Origin of the sequence: Candidatus Desulfosporosinus nitrosoreducens (genome assembly GCF_030954495.1) — a bacterium.
Lineage (GTDB): Bacteria > Bacillota > Desulfitobacteriia > Desulfitobacteriales > Desulfitobacteriaceae > Desulfosporosinus > Desulfosporosinus nitrosoreducens.
Window position 1 is genome coordinate 1 of record NZ_JAVHUW010000018.1, and the last position, 20819, is coordinate 20819.

Here is a 20819-nt window from a genome sequence, read left to right on the forward strand (position 1 = left end):
TCCTAGATTTGAATTGCTTTTTCAACGGTCAAACTTTTAGCCGCTGACTAATCCGCTCTAAGACTCCCGCTTCGGCAAGCGGTGAGTTAAGAGCGGCTAAGTCCCTGGATAAGTGCGACTAAGATTCAGATGGAGTTAAAACTCCACCTAAATCTTAGTCTTCTTTATGTTTGCAGGCCAAGCCGCTTTAGTTTTTTCCACAGACCCGTGCGTGTAATCCCTAAATACTGGGCCAAGGCCGTCTTATTTCCGTCAAATTCGCTTAACAAGCGTTTAATCCTTTGGTACTCCGTCTCCATTTCATCGCTGGCTTGAGTATAAAAAAATTCAGGGGGAAGATCCCGGGCCTGTATCACTTGATCTTCTGTGAAGACAAACAGCCGGTTGATCACATTTTGCAGCTGCCGGACATTCCCCGGCCAGGCATATCGCAGAAACTGGGCTCTTGCCTCGGGTGAGAGGCGTTTGACAGGCGTGCCATGTGTTCTGGCTAAAAAGTGCAGCATGCTTTCAGCCAAATCAAGAATATCCATACCGCGCAGCCGTAAAGGCGGAAGCTGTATTTCTATGGCATTCAAACGGTACAATAGATCTTCGCGAAATTCACCTTGCTGGACCATGGTTCGGAGGTCGCGGTGGGTGGCGGAGATAATTCGCACATGCACCGGTATAGGCTTGCTTGCTCCTAAAGGCTCCACTTCTTGTTCCTGAATCACTCGCAAAAGTTTTGCCTGTAATTCCGGTGACAGCTCGCCGATTTCATCGAGAAAAACAGTTCCCTTATCCGCTAACAGGAACTTTCCCTTTTTGCCGCCCTTTAACCCTCCCGTAAAAGCGCCTTCCGTGTAACCAAAAAGCTCAGATTCTAAAAGATTAGGAGGGATTGCCGTAGAGTTAACCACAATAAACGGACCACTGGAGGAAGGACCGGACTGATGAATTGCCTTGGCAAACAGCTCTTTTCCCGTGCCGGTCTCCCCGGTGATCAAGATGGGAAAATCGTATTTCGCAGCCACGGCAGCCTGGTGGACTGTATTGCGCATAATTTCCGACGAACCGATAATCTGTTCAAATCCCTTGGGAACAGAGGAAATTTGGATTCTCTGCGGATTGGGTTCAAGCTGTAAATCAAGGGGGAGATTCGTGAGAATAAGGGCAAGATGGTCCGAAGCAAATTTAAAAATGCCTGCGGCGGTTAAGGATAAAGCGAACTCATCCGAAGTTACTCCCGTAAGAGCGGCGATAATTTTTCCTTCTTGATTTTCGATAGGCGCATACAAAACTGCTGTTATACCTTGACCGGCTATGCCAAGCTCGATGGTCTGAAAACGTGGATCTGCCAGGTTGAAAGCGACGATACTCTTTGATTTGATCATTTCTCTGATTCCAATATTGGTCAGAGTCGTGCATTTGCCCTGACCATAAGAACTTTTGCATACTCCGGCAATGCAAGAACAGTCTCCTTGTTCCTGGTTGATAAGACAAATTCCTATGCGGTCTATTTTAGAGTTTAGGCCTAATTGGGTGCAATATTGATTGAGAAAATCAAGCAGCGAAGGATATGAGGCGGAAAAGGTTATGGTTTGCAGCAGTGTCGAGGTACACAAGGTTTGAAAATCGTGCTGCAGCCGGACGCCGGCGTAGAAAAAAGACGGGGCTATTAATTTGGAGAGAAGGTCCAAAAACATGGCGTCTTCAATTTGAAACTGGCCGGGTTCCGAGCTGGCCAAAAGAACCGCTCCGATTACCTCGTGATCAAAGATAATTGGAACCCGGAGAATGGAGCGGAGTCCGGTCCGGTAAAGCTGGGGATCTTCGCGGAAAGAGAACTTGTCCGGAGACAAGGTTTCTACCAGCTGCGCTGCCTCATTTTGCACAATCCACCCCAGACCGAGATTTATTATGGAACGGTAGGCGGTATGTAAGGTCCCTTCAACTTCCAACCCGATGGAATATTCATAATTATATTTGCGGAGGGCCGGGTCCACCCTCATCAGATCAAAGCGTTCGAAGGTTACCGCTTTTTGCACAAGACTTGCTATACGTTGATTTACAACACTGGGATCGGCCGTGAAATTCTCCAGGATCTGTTCAAAGGTGTTGGGGAGATGAGTAAGAAAGTCCGGTTTGTTACCAATTAAAACAAGTCGGTTGTCCGTGCCGTTGACTACGAAGACTTGAATAAATAAAATCTCACCGGAGGGCAGAATTCTGGACTCTACTAAAGGCGGACCCGAATAATCCTCAAGAATTAGGGAAAAGAAATCCGCGCCGACTTTTTTTAATAATTCCTGTCCTTGAAGATTCGTGAGTAAGACCCGATGTTCCGCGTCAACTCGGATTATGGCATAGGGGAATTCGTCCAACAATTGTTGTTTCATGTCTCTTTTCTCCTCAGCCAAGCTCATAAACGTAAAAAACGTTAACCTTGCAGTGTTAACGCTATAGTAATGATTATGATTATAATTCTCAATAAATGATGATATAATTATAGCGTATTTTCCTTGGTATTGCCACTCTAAATAGGGCGGTGGGTTTGGGGAGGTTGCCTTTTAAATAATCGCCAAAAGTTTTCCGGCCAGGCGGAGAAATTATCATGTCTTATTGCCCTTGCGATATTTGTAAAGAATAAATTCTTTGAATTCTGCGAGGGATTTTCTCGCTTCTTCAGGCAGCTCCTCTATAGGGTCGTCCGAAGGGCAGGGAGGAAAAGCGCTGTAACTTTGCTGGCTTTCCAGTATATACGGTCTCGGGTCGGTGATGCGGCCGAGAAGAAAGTCAACGGAACAATTGAGACTGTCTGCCAAGGCTTTCAAAGTAGAGGGGGCGGGGTAGTTTTCACCTGTTTCAAATTGCGCTACGTCGCTTGGAGTCATATTAAGATTTTCCGCTAATTGTTCTTCTGAGATGCCGTTTAGTTCACGTATCATCCTTAGCCTGTCGGGAAAATTATCTTCTTCAATTATAAGATCTTCTGTCCGTCCTAACAAGAAATCAGTAGAGACTTTGAAATAATCCGCTATTCTTTGCAGAGTGTCATAATCAGGTTTGCGCCTGTCAACTTCATACTGGGCATAGGTACTTCGCGACATACACAGGATTTTGGCCAGTTCCTCTTGGGTGAGTCTGTGCTTATTTCTTAGATATAGCAGCCTTTTCCCTAACATGACATGCGTCACCTCCTCTCGTATATAGTATAGTCGCAATGAGCGACAATTAAAATAACTGTCGCGATTCTCAACAAAAGTATTGACAGTCGCGAATTGCAACTGTATTATTAAGGTGATTTAAGTCGCGTTGTGCAACGAGATAAAGGGGGGGAATTGTGGCTGAATTTGGCAAGCCGAGGCTGTGGCTAATAAAATGCCGTGGGAATTTAACACAGCAGCAAGTTGCAAATAAAGCAGGAATAAGCAGATCATATTATGCAGAATTAGAGTCAGGCAACAAAAACCCTGGTGTCAAAACCGCTAAAAAGCTTAGTAGTGTTTTAATGTTTGATTGGACTCTTTTTTTTAAATAATGAAGAATTACACGCCAAAGCAAAAGTCTTGCAGTTTAAACTAAACTCAACCCAGCCTAAATTAAGCATGTATTGCTTATACTGGAGTTAATGGAGTCAAAATGATGAAGAACTTAAAAATGTTGAAGGCGGACTGTCTTAAGCTCTGCCCTGGTTTGTTTATTTTTCTCTCAGCTATGAGACGTAATAGAGTCCCCGGTGTTGCCGGGGGCTTGATTTTTGGGCGCACTTATCCCCAAATAAAAATTGACGGAGAATAGTATGTCTGAAATCAAGGAATTAATAAAGCGAATCGAAGAATTGCGCTTGAACATGATTAAAGTCCAAGAGGGAAGAGCTTATACAGATCCGGTGGTTTTAGCTGCAAGCCAGGAGCTGGATGATGTCTTAGACAAGTATCAAGAAATGCTGCTGAAAAAAGATGAGAAAGAATAGACACCGGTCAAGGTCTTGACCGGCATCTGTTTGTCTGGCCTTAAAGCCAGGGGAAAGAACCTTAAAGCTGTGAATGGATAACTTTGTCTATGAACAGTTTCACCAAATCGGGATCAAACTGAATGCCGGCATTTTTCCGAAGTTCGGCAACGGCCACGGCATCGGGTAAAGCCTCTCTGTAGCTTCTGGCACTTGTCATAGCGTCGTAAGCATCCGCAATAGCGATAATTCTGGACTGAAGGGGGAGTTCCTCGCCCTTCAGCCCTCTGGGATAGCCTAGGCCGTCCCACCGTTCATGATGAGTTAAGACATATTCGGCCGTTTCGGACATGCCGTTGACCGTGCTGAGGATACGATAACCGATTTCCGGATGACGCTTGATTTCTTCCCATTCGTTGTTGGTCAGTTTCCCGGGCTTATTTAAAATATTTTCGTCGATGGCAATTTTGCCGATATCATGAAGCAGGCCAACGTTTTTCAGTTCCTGGATTTCTCCCTCGGGCAAACCAAGAGCTTGCCCCATACTCTCGCAGAGCGCGGAGACACGGTGGGAGTGTTGTTCTTCGCGTTTATTCTTTTCGTGAAGGGTTCTGATAATCGTTTCGATGGTTTTTCCCCGCATACTTGGTCCCTCAAAGAGTTTTCTCTTGTACATATGGTCTTCGGCTTTTTTAAATAGCTCCAGAATATCCTCTCCGGTGTAGCGTTTTGTTTCATAGCCGAAAGAAATTGATATTTCAATTGAGCCTACCTTTTCCTGTAAAGCCAGCGCATTGATGCGCTTGAGGATTTTCTCCGTTTCCATGGTATCTGTTTTGGGCAGGAGGATGACGAATTCGTCTCCTCCGAGTCGGGCGATGATGTCATCTCTGCGGCAGCCTTTGCGCAGAACTTCGGCAACGTTGATAAGGAGTTCATCACCAATGGCATGGCCAAAGGAATCATTGATCAGTTTAAGCCCATTGACATCGGCCATCACAAGAGTTAAAGGATAATTTCTCGCGACATCAAGCCTCTTTACTTCTTCTTCAAAAAAGCGGCGGTTATAGAGGCCGGTCAGCCGGTCATGGAAACTGAGATAAATGATTTTTTCCTCGGTCAGCTTGCGGTCCGTCACGTCTTGAATCATGCCGATTAAACGAAGGGTGCTGATCCGCTGATCAAATTCGATTTTGCCGAGACCATGTACCCAGCGTTCTTCTCCGTCGCCAATACGGACAATCTTAAATTCATAGTCGAAACGTTCCTGTTCACTTTCCACCTGCCGGAGATAATCGTAGGATACATCCCGCCAATCCGGATGAATAATCTTCAGCAATCCTTCCACTGTATGGGGATAGTTCGGATCAATGCCGAAAATTTCATGCAGCTCAGGAGAGCACTGCCATCCTTTTGTCCGGAGATCCATGACATAGCTTCCTAAACGTGCGACTTTTTGCGATTCACTTAATAAGGCATTTTGTTGTTCCAAAACTGTGTTGAGCTCATCCAGCTGACTTGTGCGCATTTCTATCTTATGCTCAAGTTCCGCGTTTAAGTTCCGCAGGTCTTCTTCAGCGTTTTCTCGTTTGCCGATCTCTTCTTCAAGCATGGCGTTGCTTTCTTCAAGTTCACTGTTCAGGTCTTCCAACTGCGCTGTTCTCTCCATGACTTTGCTTTCCAGCTGAGTATTTAAGGCCCGAATTTCCGTTTCGGCGTGTTCTCTGGCTTTGAGCGCCTGCCAAAGCTCGACGGTTTTTTGTTTGACCATTCGCCGCAGGGTTCTGTTCCAAAAGAACATCACTAAGACGATCAGAGAAACGGCGGCTCCGATGATGACCATCCCTCTAAAGAAGGGCAGTTCATAAAAGGGGTCGGTTTCAACCCCAAACCACTTTTGGTTAATTGCTTCATATTCGCTCTCGGAAATCTTGGCAAATCCGTTATTAATCGCGGACAGATACCCTGACTGCCCCTTTTTTACGGCTCTGTAAAACTGGCTGGTGTAGACGGAAGTATCCGAATAATTAAAGTTATCTTGAATCCCCATTTTATAAAGATAATAGAGGGCGGGGGGTTTTCCCATGACGAAAATTACGGCCTGGCGATCTTTTGCCGCTTGTACGACAGCTTCGGCGTTATCGTATTCGTCGATATCCGTGATTCCCTGTCCCTTGAGCACATCAATGCAGTAGTCTCCTCTTTTGGCAGCTACCGTAAAACCCTTTAAAGAGTTGACGTCAGTAATTCCGGAGATGTTTTTCCGGAAAAAAATCGGGACCTCAATTGTCGCATAGGGCTGGGAATAATCAAAGATCTTGGTTCTGTCGGCACTGTAGGAGATCGTATCAATGACGTCAAAGTCGCCTTGCCGCATGCTTTCATAGGCCTTAAGCCAAGTCATCCCGGTGACAGACACTTTGATCCCGGTCTTTTGCGCAAACAGTTTCCATTGGTCGATTGTTATTCCTTGCAAATCGCCTTGACTGTTGCGAAAAGAATAAGGGGGGTAGTTGTCGTCTAATACTACGCTGAGCGTTTTTATTTCAGGCGGGGAAGCATTGACTTGAACGGGGCAAATAAGCATAACTACTAAACTTAAAAGCCAAAATAAAAAATAGTTTCGACTTGTGTGTTTCCTCATACTCTATCCCCTTTGCTCCGGCACTATTTAGCAGGGCTAAGCCAAAGTCTCTGAAAATGTGCTGTAATCTCAATTAAGGAATAAAAATTCCCAAAAAACGAGCAAAATTTCTTTTTTATCCTAAACGTATTCTTTATAATTTTCTGAAATCCTGCTATGTCACAGAATGCACTAATTATCCGCCAAAAGCCAACAGACAAAAGGCTCAGCCTGCAAAGTTAATTCTTTGAGCTGAGCCTTTTGTCTAGCGTTAATATCTATAAAAATCCCCCGTTTGGCGACCGGATCAAGGAACAAACAGATTATTTTGGGGAGCGTTTTTTTAGTTCGGCTATTAAATTGTACTTTAATTTGGTTTCTTCGAGCTTTTTTTGAAGTTTGGCTTTTTCTTCCGGGTCAGAGCAGCCTGCCAGGCGGTCCCGCAATTCATCAATGTCCTTTAACAGCTGCACTTCTTCCGGTACAAAACCGTTATTTTTTAACAACATATATCCGGCACGGATACTTTCCGGGAGACTCGCCCAATAGTCAAGATTTATGGGTTTGCCTTGCGAGGGGAGGTTGTCGAATTCACCGTTTCTAAAAGCCTCTTGAATTCTATCCTCAACAATTTTGTCAAAAATGCTGGCCATCAGGCGACAACTCCTTAAACAAAGTTTGCTCTTCATCACTCTTATTATATAAGCTTTGGTGAGTTTTTTTAACCATAATTTTTGCGCTGCGGCCTATTGTTGGGGTACCCTGAATCACAAAAGCTTTAAAATTTGAGTTTTATTTATGTGATAAAAATCACATCTCCAAAAGAGCGTTTTGTTTTATACTTAGCTGGAGGAATTAAGAAAATCAGAGGAAGTGTGAAATTTGGGCTATCGATATACAGCGGCCGGGTTCAATCAGCTTCTTGAGTCTTTAAAGGAAAAGCACCGGGTCTATGCTCCGGTCCTGTTGAAGGGCAAAGGAAAATTTTCAGATACTGATTTAGTCGGCTATGGTGAAATCCTGCAAATTGAAGATGTCGTCTTTAAGCAAAAATCCTATTTCTCTCCCAAAGAAACCTTTTACCCCATTACCCAGACTCTTTTCTATTTTAATGAACATGAGTTTAGGGAAACGGCTGCCGCTGAAAAAGGTATTGTCGTTTTTTTGCGCGCTTGTGACATACAAGCGGTAGAGCGTCTGGACAAAATCATGCTGGAAAATGGTCCCTTTCCGGATTATTATTATGAACGGCTGAGAAAAAACCTTAAATTTATCCTGATGGATTGTCCGGAGAGTTTCGAGCATTGTTTTTGCGTCAGCATGGGGACGAATACCACTGAGAATTACAGTGCCTCCCTGCGTTATGAGAACGGCTTTTATCTCAGCTCTGTCAGGGAAGATATTGAGGGCCTATTTGCTCTTTACGGTGAGCCGGCGGATGTGTCGCCTCAATTTGTAGAAAGCAATCATCAGGAAGTTCAGGTTCCCCAAAATCTAAAGCTGGAGTCGGCGGACCTGAATCCGATCTGGGAGGAGTATGGCGCCCGCTGTATTGCCTGCGGACGGTGTACTGTCGTTTGTCCCAGCTGCAGCTGTTATACGATGCAGGATATCTTCTATGAAGATAATCCCCGATGCGGGGAGCGGCGGAGAGTCTGGGCCAGCTGCCATATTGACGGCTTCACGGATATGGCCGGCGGGCACAGTTTTCGCCGCAGCAATGGGGAGCGTATGCGTTTTAAAGTGATGCACAAGCTTAAGGACTTCAAACAGAGATTTGGCGTGCCCATGTGTGTAGGATGTGGACGTTGCGACAATGCCTGTCCCGAATATATTTCCCTGGCTCACTGTATCGACCGCTTGGGCAAAGAGGAGGCGGAAAACCGTGGCTGAGAACAATTATTTGCCTTTTAGGGCTAAGATCCTGGCAAAATACCGGCAGACCGAACTGGATTGGACCTACCGCTTAGAATCCTCAATACGACCGGTCTCCGGACAGTTTATGGAGGTTTCCCTTCCCGGAGTTGGCGAGTGCCCTATTTCCATCAGTGATTTTGGGGAAGGTTACCTGGAAATGACGATCCGCAAGGTTGGCAAGGTGACGGAAGGGATTGATAAACTGGCTCCGGGGGATTATCTTTTTTTGCGCGGTCCCTACGGCAACGGATTTCCGCTGGAGGAGTTTTACGGCAAGCATTTGATTATCGCCGCCGGTGGGACAGGCCTCGCCCCGCTTAAAAGTGTTATCAATCATTTCTATGCTCGGCCTGAACTTTTGCAACGGTGCGATATTTTAACCGGCTTTAAAACTCCCGGGGATGTTTTGTTCCCCGAAGATTTAGACAGATGGGCGCAGACTTTCAGAGTTGAAGTTACCGTAGATAAATTGGACGAAGCCGGCAACCTTGAGGTTATCGCCAATTCCTGCACGCGCAAAACCGGACTCATTACCGGCTTAATCCCGGATGTTCAGTTGTCTGCCCTTGAGGATGTGCGGGTTATTATCGTCGGACCGCCGGTCATGATGAAATTCACTGCCCAGGAATTCCTGTGCCGGGGGCTGGAGAAGGAAAACATCTGGGTTTCCTTTGAACGAAAAATGTCCTGTGGGCTGGGCAAATGCGGGCACTGCAAGATTGATGAAACTTATGTCTGCCTGGAAGGTCCTGTGTTTAATTTTGCCAAAGCTCAAACTCTCTTGGATTAGTTAGGGGGATCATGATGACGATTAATACGAAAAAGGTTATGAAAAATGCCTGGCGGATCACCAAAGACAGAAAGCTGACTTGCCTGCGTATCAGGGTGCCCGGCGGCCATTTGCCGGTAAAGCTGCTTCCGCTTATCCAAGAGATTGCCGAAAGCTTCGGCAATGGGACAGTGCATCTCACCACGAGGCAGGGGTTTGAAATTCCCGGAATTCCCTTTGAGCACATGACAGAAATCAATGCCTTGCTGACGCCGCTTCTTGAGGAGCTGGAAATCAAGTTTGGAGTTTCTCTGGACCAGCCTGCTCTGGGCTATCCTTCAGCAGGGACCCGGAATGTTGTAGCATGTATTGGCAACAGGGTTTGTACGAACGCTGTCTTTGATACGACAGCTTTAGCGCGGGATATTGAAAAAATAATCTATCCCCACAATCCCCATGTTAAAATCGCAGTCACCGGCTGCCCGAATGACTGCGTAAAAGTTCATATGCATGATCTGGGGATTCTGGGCCAGGTTGAGCCTCTCTACGAGGCCCAGCGCTGCATAGGCTGCCAAGCTTGTGTCAAAAATTGCAGCAAAGTTTCCACCGGTGCGCTTACCTTGGTTAACAATAAAGTAAAGCGGGATGCCTCACGCTGTATCGGCTGCGGTGAATGTGTCCTGCAATGTCCGACAGCCGCCTGGACACGGGGCGGGCAATACTATCGTGTCGTGGTTATGGGGAGAACGGGGAAAAAGAATCCCCGCCTGGCCGCCCCGTTTTTGGAATGGGCGGAGCGGGAAGCGGTCTTGAAGTTATGTGCCAACCTCTATGCTTATATTGATAACTACATTGACCGTTCTCTTCCTAAAGAGCACGTAGGCTATATCCTGGACAGAACAGGTTACCCTGTCTTCAGGGATGAGCTGTTAAAAGACGTCGATTTAGGGCCTAAAGCCCAAGTCGCTAATTTTTTGGATTTCGCCGGGTATACCTATGATAAAAAGGTAATATTTTGATCCGCTGACTAATCCGCTCTAAGACTCTCGCTTCGGCAAGCGGTGAGTTAAGAGCGGATTAGTCCTTGGATAAGTGGGACTAAGATTCAGATGGAGTTAAAACTCCACCTGAATCAAGTCTGCTTTATCAAGCGATTAACCCCTTGACCATCTCGGCTAAGGAAAGCGAGGATGTTAGGCCGGGGGACTCGATGCCGATCAGATTTATCAGTCCCGCAAATCCGCGCTCAGTCTCATGACAGACAATGAAATCGCGGAAAGGACCGCCCGGAGCTTGAACCTTCGGTCGAATGCCGGCCATATCCGGAGAAAAATCCGTAATCTTTAAAAAGGGCATATAGGTACTGACGGCATTATAAAACTCTTGGGCATGATCTGCATTGACATCATAATCCAACCTTTCCGAGTAGATGGCATTGGGGCCAAACCGCAAGCGGCCATCCAGTGATTTGGTGGCGTGAATGCCCAAGCCTTTCAGTTCTTTTAAGGGCGGGGGATAAATCAGCCTTGACACTAAGGCAGATTTGGAATTGGCGACACTGAAATATTCTCCTTTACAGGGATATAGGCGGTAGCCGCTGTCGTCAAGGTCAATTCCCAGCAAAGAAGCGATGTGATCGGAGTTTAAGCCCGCGCAGTTAATCAGCCAGCGGCAGTGAATCGCTTCCAATTGACCGGCCGGATTGCGGTAAGTCACTTTATAGCCGGGGTTTTGAAAATCAACTCCGACGACTTCATGGCGGTAGGCTATGACGGCTCCCTGCTCAAGAGCCAGCCACTCCAGCCGCAGCATTAATTGGTGGGAATCAATAATCCCGGTGGAGGGGGAAAATAAGGCGGCGACTGCCTTGATATTAGGTTCCAAAGCTGTAACCTGATTTTGGGTTAAAAGCTCCAGGTCTGTAACACCGTTGCTTCTCCCTTGTGCCAGGAGTGAGTCCAAGACCGGAATTTCCTCCTCATTGCGGGCAATAATCAATTTCCCGATCCGCTCATGGGGAATGTTCCACTGCCGGCAAAACTCGTAAAGACGCCGATTGCCCTCGACGCATAAGTTTGCTTTAAGACTTCCGGCGGGATAATAAATGCCGGCATGAATTACTTCGCTGTTGCGGCTGGAAGTTTCCTGACCAAACTTGTCATGGCGTTCAAGCAGGAACAGAGAGCGGTCCTCGGATTGTTTGGCGAGCTCCGCGGCAATGGCTAAGCCAATAACGCCTGCTCCTATTATGAGTATTTCGACTTCTTCCATAGCGCTCGTTACCTTTCGTATCTTGATAAAACTGAAGCTACTAATGTCGTATAGCATTACAGAGCAGATGTCAAGAGAGTTTTGGCAAGGTATTCACATCCTGATCCAGGTGGTTGCCGGGGATATCGGCTTTCAGATCAGTTGGGAAAAATCTTGACGGCAGAGAAGACCCGGTCTAGAAAAAGTAGCGTCTAGACCGGGTCTTCTTTTCCTCCTCTTCAGGCGATGGACAGTACCTCTTTGACAAAAGAAAGGTATTCAGGCGCTTTGCTGATGTCGGGCTCACCTTGAGTCTGGGCTAAGCCATGGCGGATGGCCCGCTTAATGACCGTGTCAAAGACTTTAATGTCGGGAGTTTCGGCAAAGCGTTTCCTTAGATCCTGGAGCATCACATTGTGAAGGTTGGTATGGTCTTGAACCATAGTTGGCAGGATGCCTAAAATATTGATCTTCGCACCTTGCTGCTGAATATTTTTTATGAGGGAAAGTGTGTCGTAGATGCCGTCAACGGATAGCCCTTCGGGCAAGGCGGGAATAATAATATCCGTGGAGGCTAACAGAGAATTCAGAGTCAATATGTCATTGCTGGGAGAAGTGTCGATGAGAATGTAATCGTATTGAGCTTTGATCTGGCCGACGGCGTTTTTTAAAAGGTACTTAGGAGCGGGGAATTGCTTGTTGTTGGCAGGAGCCAGTACGCTGCTGCTGAAAGAGGAAAGGGAATTGTTCGATAAGTACAGATCAACTCCGAAAGCGCTTTGTTTGATATCTCTCATTTTTGCCTCGCCCAGTAAGACGTCATAAATCGTTTTCCTCAGGTTGTGCTTCTTGATTCCGAAGGAAAAGGCAATGTGTCCCTGAGCATCCATGTCAATAATAGCGGTCTTATATCCGAGACTAACTAACCCTACAGCCATGTTGGTGACGGTCGCTGTCTTGCCTACCCCGCCTTTTTGGGAGGCAACAGCAATAATTCGCGCAAGCTTAGCAATATTAGTAGTTTTAGAATGTCTAGCCATTGACGACAACCCCTTTATAAATTTGTATAGCTAATTTTACCATATTATTCCAAAGAGGTATAGATGCCCATGACCAGAAAAATGGCAGGAAAATAGTTATTCTCAAGCGAGAACGATGGTGCCATAATAAACACAAAGGATATTAATAAACGGCACGGATCTCTCATGGATTTCTCAAGCGGGCAATTGGCTTTTATGACTCGGAAATAAGTGCTTGCTTTGGATACCCGGTCAGTTTTGAGCCGTTACTTACAATGAAGTTTAGATACTCTGGAGGTCTTATGGATTATTCGCGCATTCTAGTTATCGCTCCTTATTCCGAACTGGCGGAAGAGGCCGGAAAAACCGTCGCCGAACTGAAAAAACCCTGCCGCGTAATTGTGGCGGATATGGGCGATGGGGCAGCGGCTGCCAAAAAGGCCCTGAATGAGGGCTGCAGCAAGGTTAGAGCCGGCGGCAGAGCGTTGCAATTAAACACACGTTGCATATTAAAACATATCAGTCTGTAGCGAAATGCAACGTTTTAAGTTTTAAAAACCGGTACATTTTTTTCGTCAAATTTGTTAAGCAAGTTTTAGAGCTTGAATAGCCTTCTCTAGGCCGTCTTTCCGCTGTTCAGGCTAATATTTTCACAAAGGTTTTAAAAGTTGGCATGATTTTTGCCTATTCCTAGTAAGCGTAATAATTTAGGAGGTGAATTTCTTTGAAAAAGCAAGCTGTTGTCATCAATGTTCACGACAATGTGGCTACTTTAGTGGATGATTTCACATCAGGTACTGAAATTCATTATTTTTTGGGTGAACAAGAGCAAGCGGTTACTCTTCTGCAAGATATCCCCCTGGGTCACAAAGTGGCTATTCGTGAGATCAAAAAGGGAGAAGAGGTTATCAAATACGGGGAAAGTCTTGGCGGCGCGACCTCAGATATTAAAGTCGGCCAGCATGTTCATGTTCATAACATGGAAAGCCTGCGCGGCCGGGGAGATAAGTAAGAAACAGGAGGAATTTATATGGAGATTTTGGGATATAGACGTCCGAATGGTCAGGTAGGAATCCGCAATCATATTGCCATTATTCCTACGGCTGTTTGTTCCAGTACGGTTGCAGCCAATATTGCGGCTCAAGTTCCCGGAGCCGTTGCCCTTCCTAATCAGCACGGCTGCTGTCAAATTGGGGCTGATCACGAGCAAACGGTTCGGACCTTGATTGGCTTGGGCAAGAACCCCAATGTGGGTGCGGTTTTAGTGATTGGACTCGGTTGTGAAGGTGTTCCTATTCGCCAGGTCGCGGAAGAAATTGCCGCCACGGGAAAACCCGTTGAGGTTATTGTTATTCAGGAAGTCGGAGGGACCCTTAAAGCCACGGCCGAAGGACTGCGCAAGGCCGCTGAGCTTGCCCGCAAAGTTGCTCATTTGCAGCCTGAAAAAATGGATATCAGCGAAGTTGTGCTGGCTATTGAATGCGGAGGTTCCGATTTTACTTCAGGTTTGGCTTCCAATCCTGCTTGCGGCATCGCCTCTGACTTGCTCGTCGTCGCCGGCGGTACGTCCATGCTCTCCGAAACCACGGAATTTATCGGTGCGGAGCATGTGCTGGCCCGCCGCTGCAAGACTCCGGAAATCGCCGAAAAGTTAATTCGCTATGTTCGTGACTGCGAAGAACGGGCCAAGCTTTTGAATGTGGACATTCGCGGCGGACAACCTACTCCGGGCAACATTGCCGGGGGGATCAGCTCTATTGAAGAAAAATCTTTAGGGTGCATTCATAAGGCGGGACATGCCCCAATTCAGGATGTTCTGGCGTATGGCGAAGTTCCCGGCGGAAAGGGCTTATACGTTATGGATTCGCCAGGGCAGGACATTGAATCGATTACCGGAATGGTTGCAGGCGGGGCTACGGTGGTTATTTTCACCACCGGAAGAGGAACTCCAACCGGCTGTCCGCTGGCTCCTGTCATTAAGATTACCGGCAACGAGCGGACTTTTAAAATGATGGAAGACAATATGGACATCGATGCTTCGACGATTATTTCCGGAGAGGAAACCATAGAACAAGTTGGAAAACGGATTTTAGATATGGTTGCGGACGTCGCCAACGGGCATATGCCCAAAGCCGAAAGTCTCGGCCACAAGGAGTTCGGGATTTACAAAATTGCGCCAACCTACTAATTCAGGGTTTTTCACGCTGCTCATAACAGGCGGCGGACTGTTTGATTGTCGACCACCTCTTTAAAGGAACCGGTGTAGCCGGAGTCGCCGCTGCCACGACAGCCGGCAATGCCGTCGCTACCCCTCTGGCCGTGGCCATGGCTGATCCGACCTTTATTAAAGCCATTCAAGGGACGGCTACCGCCCAAGTTGCCGCCTCGGTTATCGTCACGGCGATTTTAGTTCCCATCGTTACGGCAACTCTCGCTAAATATAAGGGTAAAGACAACACTGCGGCGATCACCCAGGTTGCCGCAAATAGCCTAAAGGTTTAGGCATGTGATATATTCGTTGCCAGAAGGGCTCCCAGTATAGGGAGCCCTTCTGGCCTATTCCTGATAAAACAGACTTGATTCAGGTGGAGTTTTTAACTTCAGCTGAATTTTAGTCGCACTTAGCCAGGGACTTAGCCGCTCTTAACTCACCGCTTGCCGAAGCGGGAGTCTTAGAGCGGATTAGTCGTCGGATAAAAGAAATTTTTTAATTCTACGGGCTCCGCCAGAATGTCCCTGCCTATGAATAATGTGCCGTCATCCCTGGTTTTTACGTTCCATTTGACAAGTGCAATACAGCCGTCTGCAATTTCTATACCCGTTATACTGCGGGGATGGACACTGCTTCCGTCATTGAAATATTGGGGCTTGCCTATTTCGGGGAACATCGGCCTATGGGTATGGCCGGCGATAAGTATATGTTTTTCGCGTTCCACCCACTCTGTTAGTCTTTTTTCCACCGTATCTTTTTTATGATAATTTTTAGCTGTACTTGTTGGATCATTGACACCGAATGACTCCAGCGGCCGCCATAAATACCTTACGAGAAAGCGCGACAATTGCCAGAGATCGTAATCGATGAAACTCACCTGATGTCCGTGCAGCAAGAGCAGTTTTTGCTTTGTTGCCTTGTGTTTTAAAACCAATCCCTCATGAACTTTGATGTTTTCAAATAGGGGTATATATTTTTTCTCTTCTTCATTAAAGTAGCGGTACAAATTATTTCTGACAAAGTTATCATTTTTTTTGACCATGTCGTGGTTGCCGAAAATTAAATAAAATCTCCCTGCGTTAAAGAATTTGACCAGGAGTCCAAAGGCATCGCTATGTACATTGATAATGTCGGCAAGTTTTTTGTTCTTCCAAAGTTCATCGCCGTCACCGATCTCAATGTAGGTGTAATCTTCCTTGTAATAATGGCTTAAAGCGGCAAAATAAAGATTTTGATTTTTGGAAAAGTCATCGGCCCAGCTGCCGTCGCCTCTGTGAACGTCACTCATTAAAATAATCCTGGAGGAGTCGTCAAAAAGAATTTCTTCGGCGGAGGCGAAGATTTTGGCAATACGTTTTAAATAATTCATCTCTAACCCTCCATGAAACAGCAACCATCTCTTGGGTCATCTAAGTTTAATATATTGGCTTAAGCGAGAACATGTTCCTGTGGGTCAAGGAATTTGCGGAGGAAGCAAGTGATTGCGTTGTCTTTTTTGCTAAAACGATGTATGAGAGTTTTCCAATGACGAATACTAATGCAAACTTAAGATTCCAAGTTCTATTAGAGGAGGCTCTTAGTGTGGCAAAGAAAATGAAAACAATGGATGGGAACCAGGCGGCGGCAGAGGCGTCTTATGCTCTGACTGAAGTTGCGACGATCTTTCCGATCACACCTTCATCTCCGATGGCCGAGGGAGTTGACGAATGGGCGGCGCATGGTAAAAAGAATATATTCAATCAGCCGGTGAGAGTTGTGGAGATGCAGTCTGAGTCCGGAGCTGCGGCGGCAACCCACGGTTCCCTCCAGGCCGGGGCTTTGACAACAACCTACACGGCTTCCCAAGGGTTGCTGCTCATGATTCCTGAGATGTATAAAATGGCCGGCAACCTCGTGCCGGCAGTATTCCATGTCAGTGCCAGGGCTTTGGCAACCCAAGCCTTATCCATTTTTGGCGATCATCAGGATATTAATGCTGCCCGGCAGACAGGATTTACCATGATTTGTTCCAATAATGTTCAGGAAGCGATGGACTTGGGCTTTGTGGCCCATCTTGCAGCTATCAAATCCCGGGTTCCGGTGCTGCATTTTTTTGATGGCTTTAGAACCTCCCATGAAATTCAAAAGATCGAGACTACAAGTTATGATGAAATTGCTAAGCTCGTAGATGGGGAAAAGATTCAGGAATTTCGCAACCGGGCTTTGAACCCCAACCATCCCGTCCTGAGAGGGACTGCCCAAAACCCGGATATTTATTTCCAAGGACGTGAGGTTTCCAACCCCTTTTTCGACGCTGTGCCGGATATCGTGGAAGACTACTTCAAAGAGATTAAGAAAATTACCGGACGTGAGTATCATCCCTTCCAATATTACGGTGATCCTCAGGCCGAGAATATCATTGTTGCCATGGGCTCGGCCTGCAATACCATCGAAGAAACTATTGATTTTATGGCCCAGCGGGGGGAAAAGGTTGGACTGATTAAAGTACACCTCTATCGCCCCTTCACTAAAAAGTTTTTCTTTGACGTTTTACCTAAATCCGTCAAGAAGATTGCGGTCCTGGACCGCACGAAGGAGCCCGGTTCCACGGGTGAGCCTTTATACCTTGATGTATTGCAAATATTTAACCACGAGACGGCGAAACCGATCATTGTTGGGGGGCGTTACGGTTTAGGCTCCAAGGATACGACGCCGTCCCAGATCCTGGCCGTTTACCGGAATTTGCAAAAGGACCAGCCCAAAGACCGCTTCACCATCGGCATTGTTGACGATGTCAGCCACACGTCCTTGCCCCTGGAGGAGACTGTCGATACCTCGCCTGAAGGAACGATCCGCTGTAAGTTTTGGGGGCTCGGTTCTGACGGTACGGTTGGGGCGAATAAAAGCGCGATTAAAATTATCGGGGATAATACCGACCTCAACGTTCAAGGTTATTTTGAATATGACAGTAAGAAATCCGGCGGAACGACCATTTCCCACCTGCGTTTTGGCAAGAAGCCAATTAAGTCGTCCTATCTGGTCTTTGATGCGGATTATATCGCTTGTCATAACAGGTCCTTTATTCACCACTATGAAATCCTGAAGGGCTTAAAAAAAGGCGGAACTTTTGTTTTGAATTGCCCGTGGAATGCCGATGAATTGGAAGATCATCTGCCGGCTGCTTTAAAGCGCTATATTGCCAAGAACGATATTAACTTCTATATCATTGACGCTATTTCCATTGCCGGGGAAATCGGGCTGGGCGGACGCATCAATATGGTCATGCAGGCTGCTTTCTTTAAGCTGGCCAAGGTTATTCCCGTCGAAGAGGCCATTCAATACTTAAAAGATTCTATTCAGAAGGTCTATGGCAAGAAAGGCTCTAATATTGTCGAGATGAATTACAAGGCTGTTGATCGGGGCATCGAAGCTTTACATAAAGTGAAAGTTCCCGCCTCCTGGGCCGAAGCCCCTGATGAGGAGATGCCTGTACGGGATGAGCCGGAGTTTGTCAAAAGGATTCAAAGGCCTATGGCCCGTCACGAAGGTGAAGACTTGCCCACCAGTGCTTTTGTCGGAGTCGAGGATGGCACCTTCCCCTTAAGTACAACACGCTACGAAAAGCGGGGCATCGCGGTTTATTTGCCGCAATGGCAAATTGACAAATGCATTCAATGCAACCAGTGTGCCTATGTTTGCCCCCATGCCACAATACGGCCTTTCCTCCTGAGTGATTCTGAGCTGGAAAAAGCTCCGGCCGCCTTCAAGACGAAGAAACCTGTCGGGAAAGGGCTGGAAGGATACCATTACCGTATCCAGGTTGCGCCTCTTGATTGTACCGGGTGCGGAAACTGCGCCGACGTTTGCCCGGCTCCCGGCAAGGCAATTGTCATGCAGCCGGCGGATCAGGAGATTGAAATGGAAGCGGAGAACTGGGAATATGCGATCAATAAAGTCAGCGAAAAACGGAACCTGATGGATGTTAAGAGCTTAAAAGGAAGCCAATTCGCCCGGCCTTTGCTGGAGTTCCACGGAGCTTGCCCAGGCTGTGGCGAGACACCTTATGCCCGCCTGATAACCCAGCTGTATGGCGACCGCATGATCATTGCCAACGCCACAGGGTGTTCCTCCATCTGGGGAGGCAGCGCGCCTTCAGTTCCTTATACGGTGAATGCCGAGGGCAAAGGGCCGGCCTGGATGAATCCGCTTTTTGAAGACAATGCCGAGTTTGGCTACGGCCTCTATTTAGGTTCCAAGCAAATCCGGGCTAAACTTGCTCAACTGATGCGGCAAGGCTTGGAAAGCTCCCTCAGCGGCAATCTCCAAGAGGCCTTCCGGGAATGGCTGGACAATATGGACGATGGAGAAGGGTCCAAAAGAGCTGCGGCCCGCCTTTTGGAAGCGATCAATAAGGAAGATGCCGCCGGCGATCCTCTTCTCTGCGAAATTAAGGAGAAAAAAGATTACCTGATTAAACCTTCGGTCTGGATTTTTGGCGGCGACGGTTTTGCCTATGATATTGGCTATAATGGGATTGACCATGTCATTGCCAGTGGAGACGATGTCAACATCCTGGTCATGGATACCGAGGTCTATTCCAACACGGGCGGACAATCCTCCAAGGCTACTCAGACCGCAGCTATCGCCAAGTTCGCGGCAGCCGGGAAGAGAGTCCGCAAGAAGGACCTGGGGCTTATTGCCACGACCTATGGCTATGTCTACGTGGCGCAAATAGCTATGGGAGCCAATATGAACCAGACGATTAAAGCCATCGCCGAAGCAGAAAGCTATCATGGGCCATCCATTATCATCGCTTATGCTTCCTGCGTCAACCACGGGATCAAGTCCGGGATGGGCACGAGTATTTTAGAACAGAAAAAGGCTGTGGAATCAGGATACTGGCATCTCTGGCGCTTTGACCCCCGTCTTAAAGATCAGGGAAAGAACCCTTTCATGTTGGACTCCAAAGAGCCCACCGCTTCTTTCCAAGACTTCTTAAAAGGAGAAATCCGTTATTCCTCCCTCATGACCGTCTTTCCGGAATTTGCTCAAGAAATGTTCGATGTGGCAGAAGGGCACGCCCGGGATAAGTACCAGACCTTAAAACGTCTTGCGGAGATGCAGTATTGATTGCTGACGGTAAAGTTGTCCCGGATAAAAAAACTTGGCCGGCGCCCGAAGACACCGCCGGCGTACGGGGTGGCAGAGCGCTGTTTCGCATGTAAAAAGTCGAGGGTTCGAGCCCCTTCATTTCCACCAGAAATGAACGACGGTATGATATCTGGCCATTTTTATGGAATGGAAAGATTCATACCGTCTTTTCTTATGCCCGAGCCTTGTATTTGTGCGGGTTTGCGCATTTCTTATATAAGATAACGTCGATAAGTCACTGCTTAAATTTTAGTAAAAATTAAGTAAAATGCGGTATAATAAAAGAAAGTAATTAGCGGTGAGAGATATCACCAACCGGAAACTCTTAAAATACCGGACACTATTAAAATAATGGAGTGAAAAGATGGAAAAGCTAAAAATAATCGCTATTGTGGGTTCCCTCAGAAAAGATTCCTATAACCGCCAGTTAGCTCTGACGGCCCAAAAGTTAGTCGGTGATCAGGCGGAATTCCAACTGCTTGACTTTACTAATGTCCCGTTGTTGAATCAGGATATTGAATTTCCGGCGCCGGAGGCAGTAAAGCGGGTGCGCGTCGAAGTCAAAGCAGCGGACGGCATCTGGTTTTTTACGCCGGAATACAATCATTTTTTCCCCGGGGTGCTGAAAAATCTTCTTGACTGGCTGTCCCGGCCCGTTAGCGACAGCGAACCGCAAGTGCTGGCTGGAAAACCGGCCGCGATCAGCGGTATTACTCCCGGCATGTCTGGGACAGGGCTGGCACAGGATCATCTGGTGACTCTAATCAGTTTCCTGAATATGGATGTCATGAACGTCCCTCGTCTGACTATACCGAATGCGTTGCAGCAGGTGAATAAGGACGGAAAACTGGAGCTCACTGCGAGCTTATCCTATTTGGATAAACAGGTTCAATCCTTTTTAAAATTTATCCGCAGCCGCAAATGATCTCAGCGGAGCAATAAAATATTATTCGGTATTGAAG

The 20819-nt window shown here is 47.0% G+C and carries 18 protein-coding genes; 11 read left to right on the forward strand and 7 right to left on the reverse strand.

The window, feature by feature from the left end; all coding sequences use genetic code 11:
* Positions 1 to 164: 164 nt before the first annotated feature.
* Together REC12_RS01215 and REC12_RS01220 are read right to left on the reverse strand one after the other, a co-directional pair.
* Complete coding sequence (locus REC12_RS01215) at positions 165 to 2381, reverse strand: sigma-54-dependent Fis family transcriptional regulator (RefSeq protein ID WP_308891789.1); 2217 nt, start codon at positions 2379 to 2381, stop codon at positions 165 to 167.
* Between the two features lie 213 nt (positions 2382 to 2594).
* A complete protein-coding gene (locus tag REC12_RS01220; RefSeq protein WP_308891790.1) occupies positions 2595 to 3167 on the reverse strand; it encodes a helix-turn-helix domain-containing protein in 573 nt (190 codons plus the stop codon).
* Between the two features lie 158 nt (positions 3168 to 3325).
* On the opposite strand from REC12_RS01220, the gene REC12_RS01225 reads away from it, so the two are divergent.
* Both REC12_RS01225 and REC12_RS01230 read left to right on the forward strand, forming a co-directional pair.
* On the forward strand, positions 3326 to 3523 hold the full coding sequence (locus REC12_RS01225) for a helix-turn-helix domain-containing protein (protein WP_308891792.1): 198 nt from the start codon (positions 3326 to 3328) through the stop codon (positions 3521 to 3523).
* Positions 3524 to 3784: 261 nt separating this feature from the next.
* Positions 3785 to 3958, forward strand: coding sequence for a Spo0E family sporulation regulatory protein-aspartic acid phosphatase (locus tag REC12_RS01230; protein ID WP_308891793.1), 174 nt, complete (start codon positions 3785 to 3787; stop codon positions 3956 to 3958).
* A 61-nt stretch (positions 3959 to 4019) separates the two neighbouring features.
* Here the strand turns inward: REC12_RS01230 and REC12_RS01235 are convergent, their stop codons facing one another.
* Both REC12_RS01235 and REC12_RS01240 read right to left on the reverse strand, forming a co-directional pair.
* Positions 4020 to 6581, reverse strand: a complete 2562-nt coding sequence (locus REC12_RS01235) for an HD domain-containing phosphohydrolase (RefSeq protein WP_308891794.1) — start codon at positions 6579 to 6581, stop codon at positions 4020 to 4022.
* A gap of 302 nt (positions 6582 to 6883) precedes the next feature.
* Positions 6884 to 7213 (reverse strand): DnaJ family domain-containing protein, encoded by a 330-nt coding sequence (locus tag REC12_RS01240; protein ID WP_308891795.1) that lies wholly within the window; start codon positions 7211 to 7213, stop codon positions 6884 to 6886.
* 229 nt (positions 7214 to 7442) lie between these two features.
* On the opposite strand from REC12_RS01240, the gene asrA reads away from it, so the two are divergent.
* The 3 genes from asrA to asrC are packed head-to-tail and all read left to right on the forward strand — an operon-like array spanning position 7443 to position 10265.
* Entirely contained in the window at positions 7443 to 8453 is a 1011-nt protein-coding gene (gene asrA, locus REC12_RS01245; protein ID WP_308891796.1) for an anaerobic sulfite reductase subunit AsrA, read from the forward strand.
* Positions 8446 to 9267 (forward strand): anaerobic sulfite reductase subunit AsrB, encoded by an 822-nt coding sequence (asrB, locus tag REC12_RS01250; RefSeq protein ID WP_308891798.1) that lies wholly within the window; start codon positions 8446 to 8448, stop codon positions 9265 to 9267. Before asrA ends, asrB begins: the two co-directional genes overlap by 8 nt.
* A gap of 14 nt (positions 9268 to 9281) precedes the next feature.
* Complete coding sequence (asrC, locus tag REC12_RS01255) at positions 9282 to 10265, forward strand: sulfite reductase subunit C (RefSeq protein ID WP_308891825.1); 984 nt, start codon at positions 9282 to 9284, stop codon at positions 10263 to 10265.
* A 127-nt stretch (positions 10266 to 10392) separates the two neighbouring features.
* Here the strand turns inward: asrC and REC12_RS01260 are convergent, their stop codons facing one another.
* Both REC12_RS01260 and REC12_RS01265 read right to left on the reverse strand, forming a co-directional pair.
* A complete protein-coding gene (locus tag REC12_RS01260) occupies positions 10393 to 11517 on the reverse strand; it encodes an NAD(P)/FAD-dependent oxidoreductase (protein WP_308891800.1) in 1125 nt (374 codons plus the stop codon).
* Positions 11518 to 11735: 218 nt separating this feature from the next.
* Positions 11736 to 12536 carry a ParA family protein gene (locus tag REC12_RS01265; protein WP_308891801.1) on the reverse strand — a complete coding sequence of 267 codons (801 nt, stop codon included), beginning with the start codon at positions 12534 to 12536 and terminating at the stop codon, positions 11736 to 11738.
* A gap of 281 nt (positions 12537 to 12817) precedes the next feature.
* On the opposite strand from REC12_RS01265, the gene REC12_RS01270 reads away from it, so the two are divergent.
* The 4 genes from REC12_RS01270 (at position 12818) to REC12_RS01285 (ending at position 15017) form a co-directional block, all read left to right on the forward strand.
* The gene (locus REC12_RS01270; RefSeq protein WP_308891802.1) at positions 12818 to 13045 is read left to right on the forward strand and encodes a hypothetical protein; all 228 of its coding nucleotides are present in this window, start codon (positions 12818 to 12820) and stop codon (positions 13043 to 13045) included.
* Positions 13046 to 13239: 194 nt separating this feature from the next.
* Complete coding sequence (locus tag REC12_RS01275; protein WP_308891803.1) at positions 13240 to 13527, forward strand: UxaA family hydrolase; 288 nt, start codon at positions 13240 to 13242, stop codon at positions 13525 to 13527.
* A gap of 18 nt (positions 13528 to 13545) precedes the next feature.
* On the forward strand, positions 13546 to 14703 hold the full coding sequence (locus REC12_RS01280; protein ID WP_308891805.1) for a UxaA family hydrolase: 1158 nt from the start codon (positions 13546 to 13548) through the stop codon (positions 14701 to 14703).
* Positions 14704 to 14744: 41 nt separating this feature from the next.
* Positions 14745 to 15017 (forward strand): 2-keto-3-deoxygluconate permease, encoded by a 273-nt coding sequence (locus REC12_RS01285; RefSeq protein WP_308891806.1) that lies wholly within the window; start codon positions 14745 to 14747, stop codon positions 15015 to 15017.
* Between the two features lie 170 nt (positions 15018 to 15187).
* Here REC12_RS01285 and REC12_RS01290 read toward each other — a convergent pair whose 3' ends face one another.
* On the reverse strand, positions 15188 to 16096 hold the full coding sequence (locus tag REC12_RS01290) for a metallophosphoesterase (RefSeq protein ID WP_308891807.1): 909 nt from the start codon (positions 16094 to 16096) through the stop codon (positions 15188 to 15190).
* A gap of 212 nt (positions 16097 to 16308) precedes the next feature.
* On the opposite strand from REC12_RS01290, the gene nifJ reads away from it, so the two are divergent.
* Together nifJ and REC12_RS01300 are read left to right on the forward strand one after the other, a co-directional pair.
* Positions 16309 to 19836, forward strand: a complete 3528-nt coding sequence (nifJ, locus tag REC12_RS01295; RefSeq protein ID WP_308891808.1) for a pyruvate:ferredoxin (flavodoxin) oxidoreductase — start codon at positions 16309 to 16311, stop codon at positions 19834 to 19836.
* A gap of 385 nt (positions 19837 to 20221) precedes the next feature.
* Entirely contained in the window at positions 20222 to 20782 is a 561-nt protein-coding gene (locus REC12_RS01300) for an NADPH-dependent FMN reductase (RefSeq protein WP_308891810.1), read from the forward strand.
* Positions 20783 to 20819: the final 37 nt, after the last annotated feature.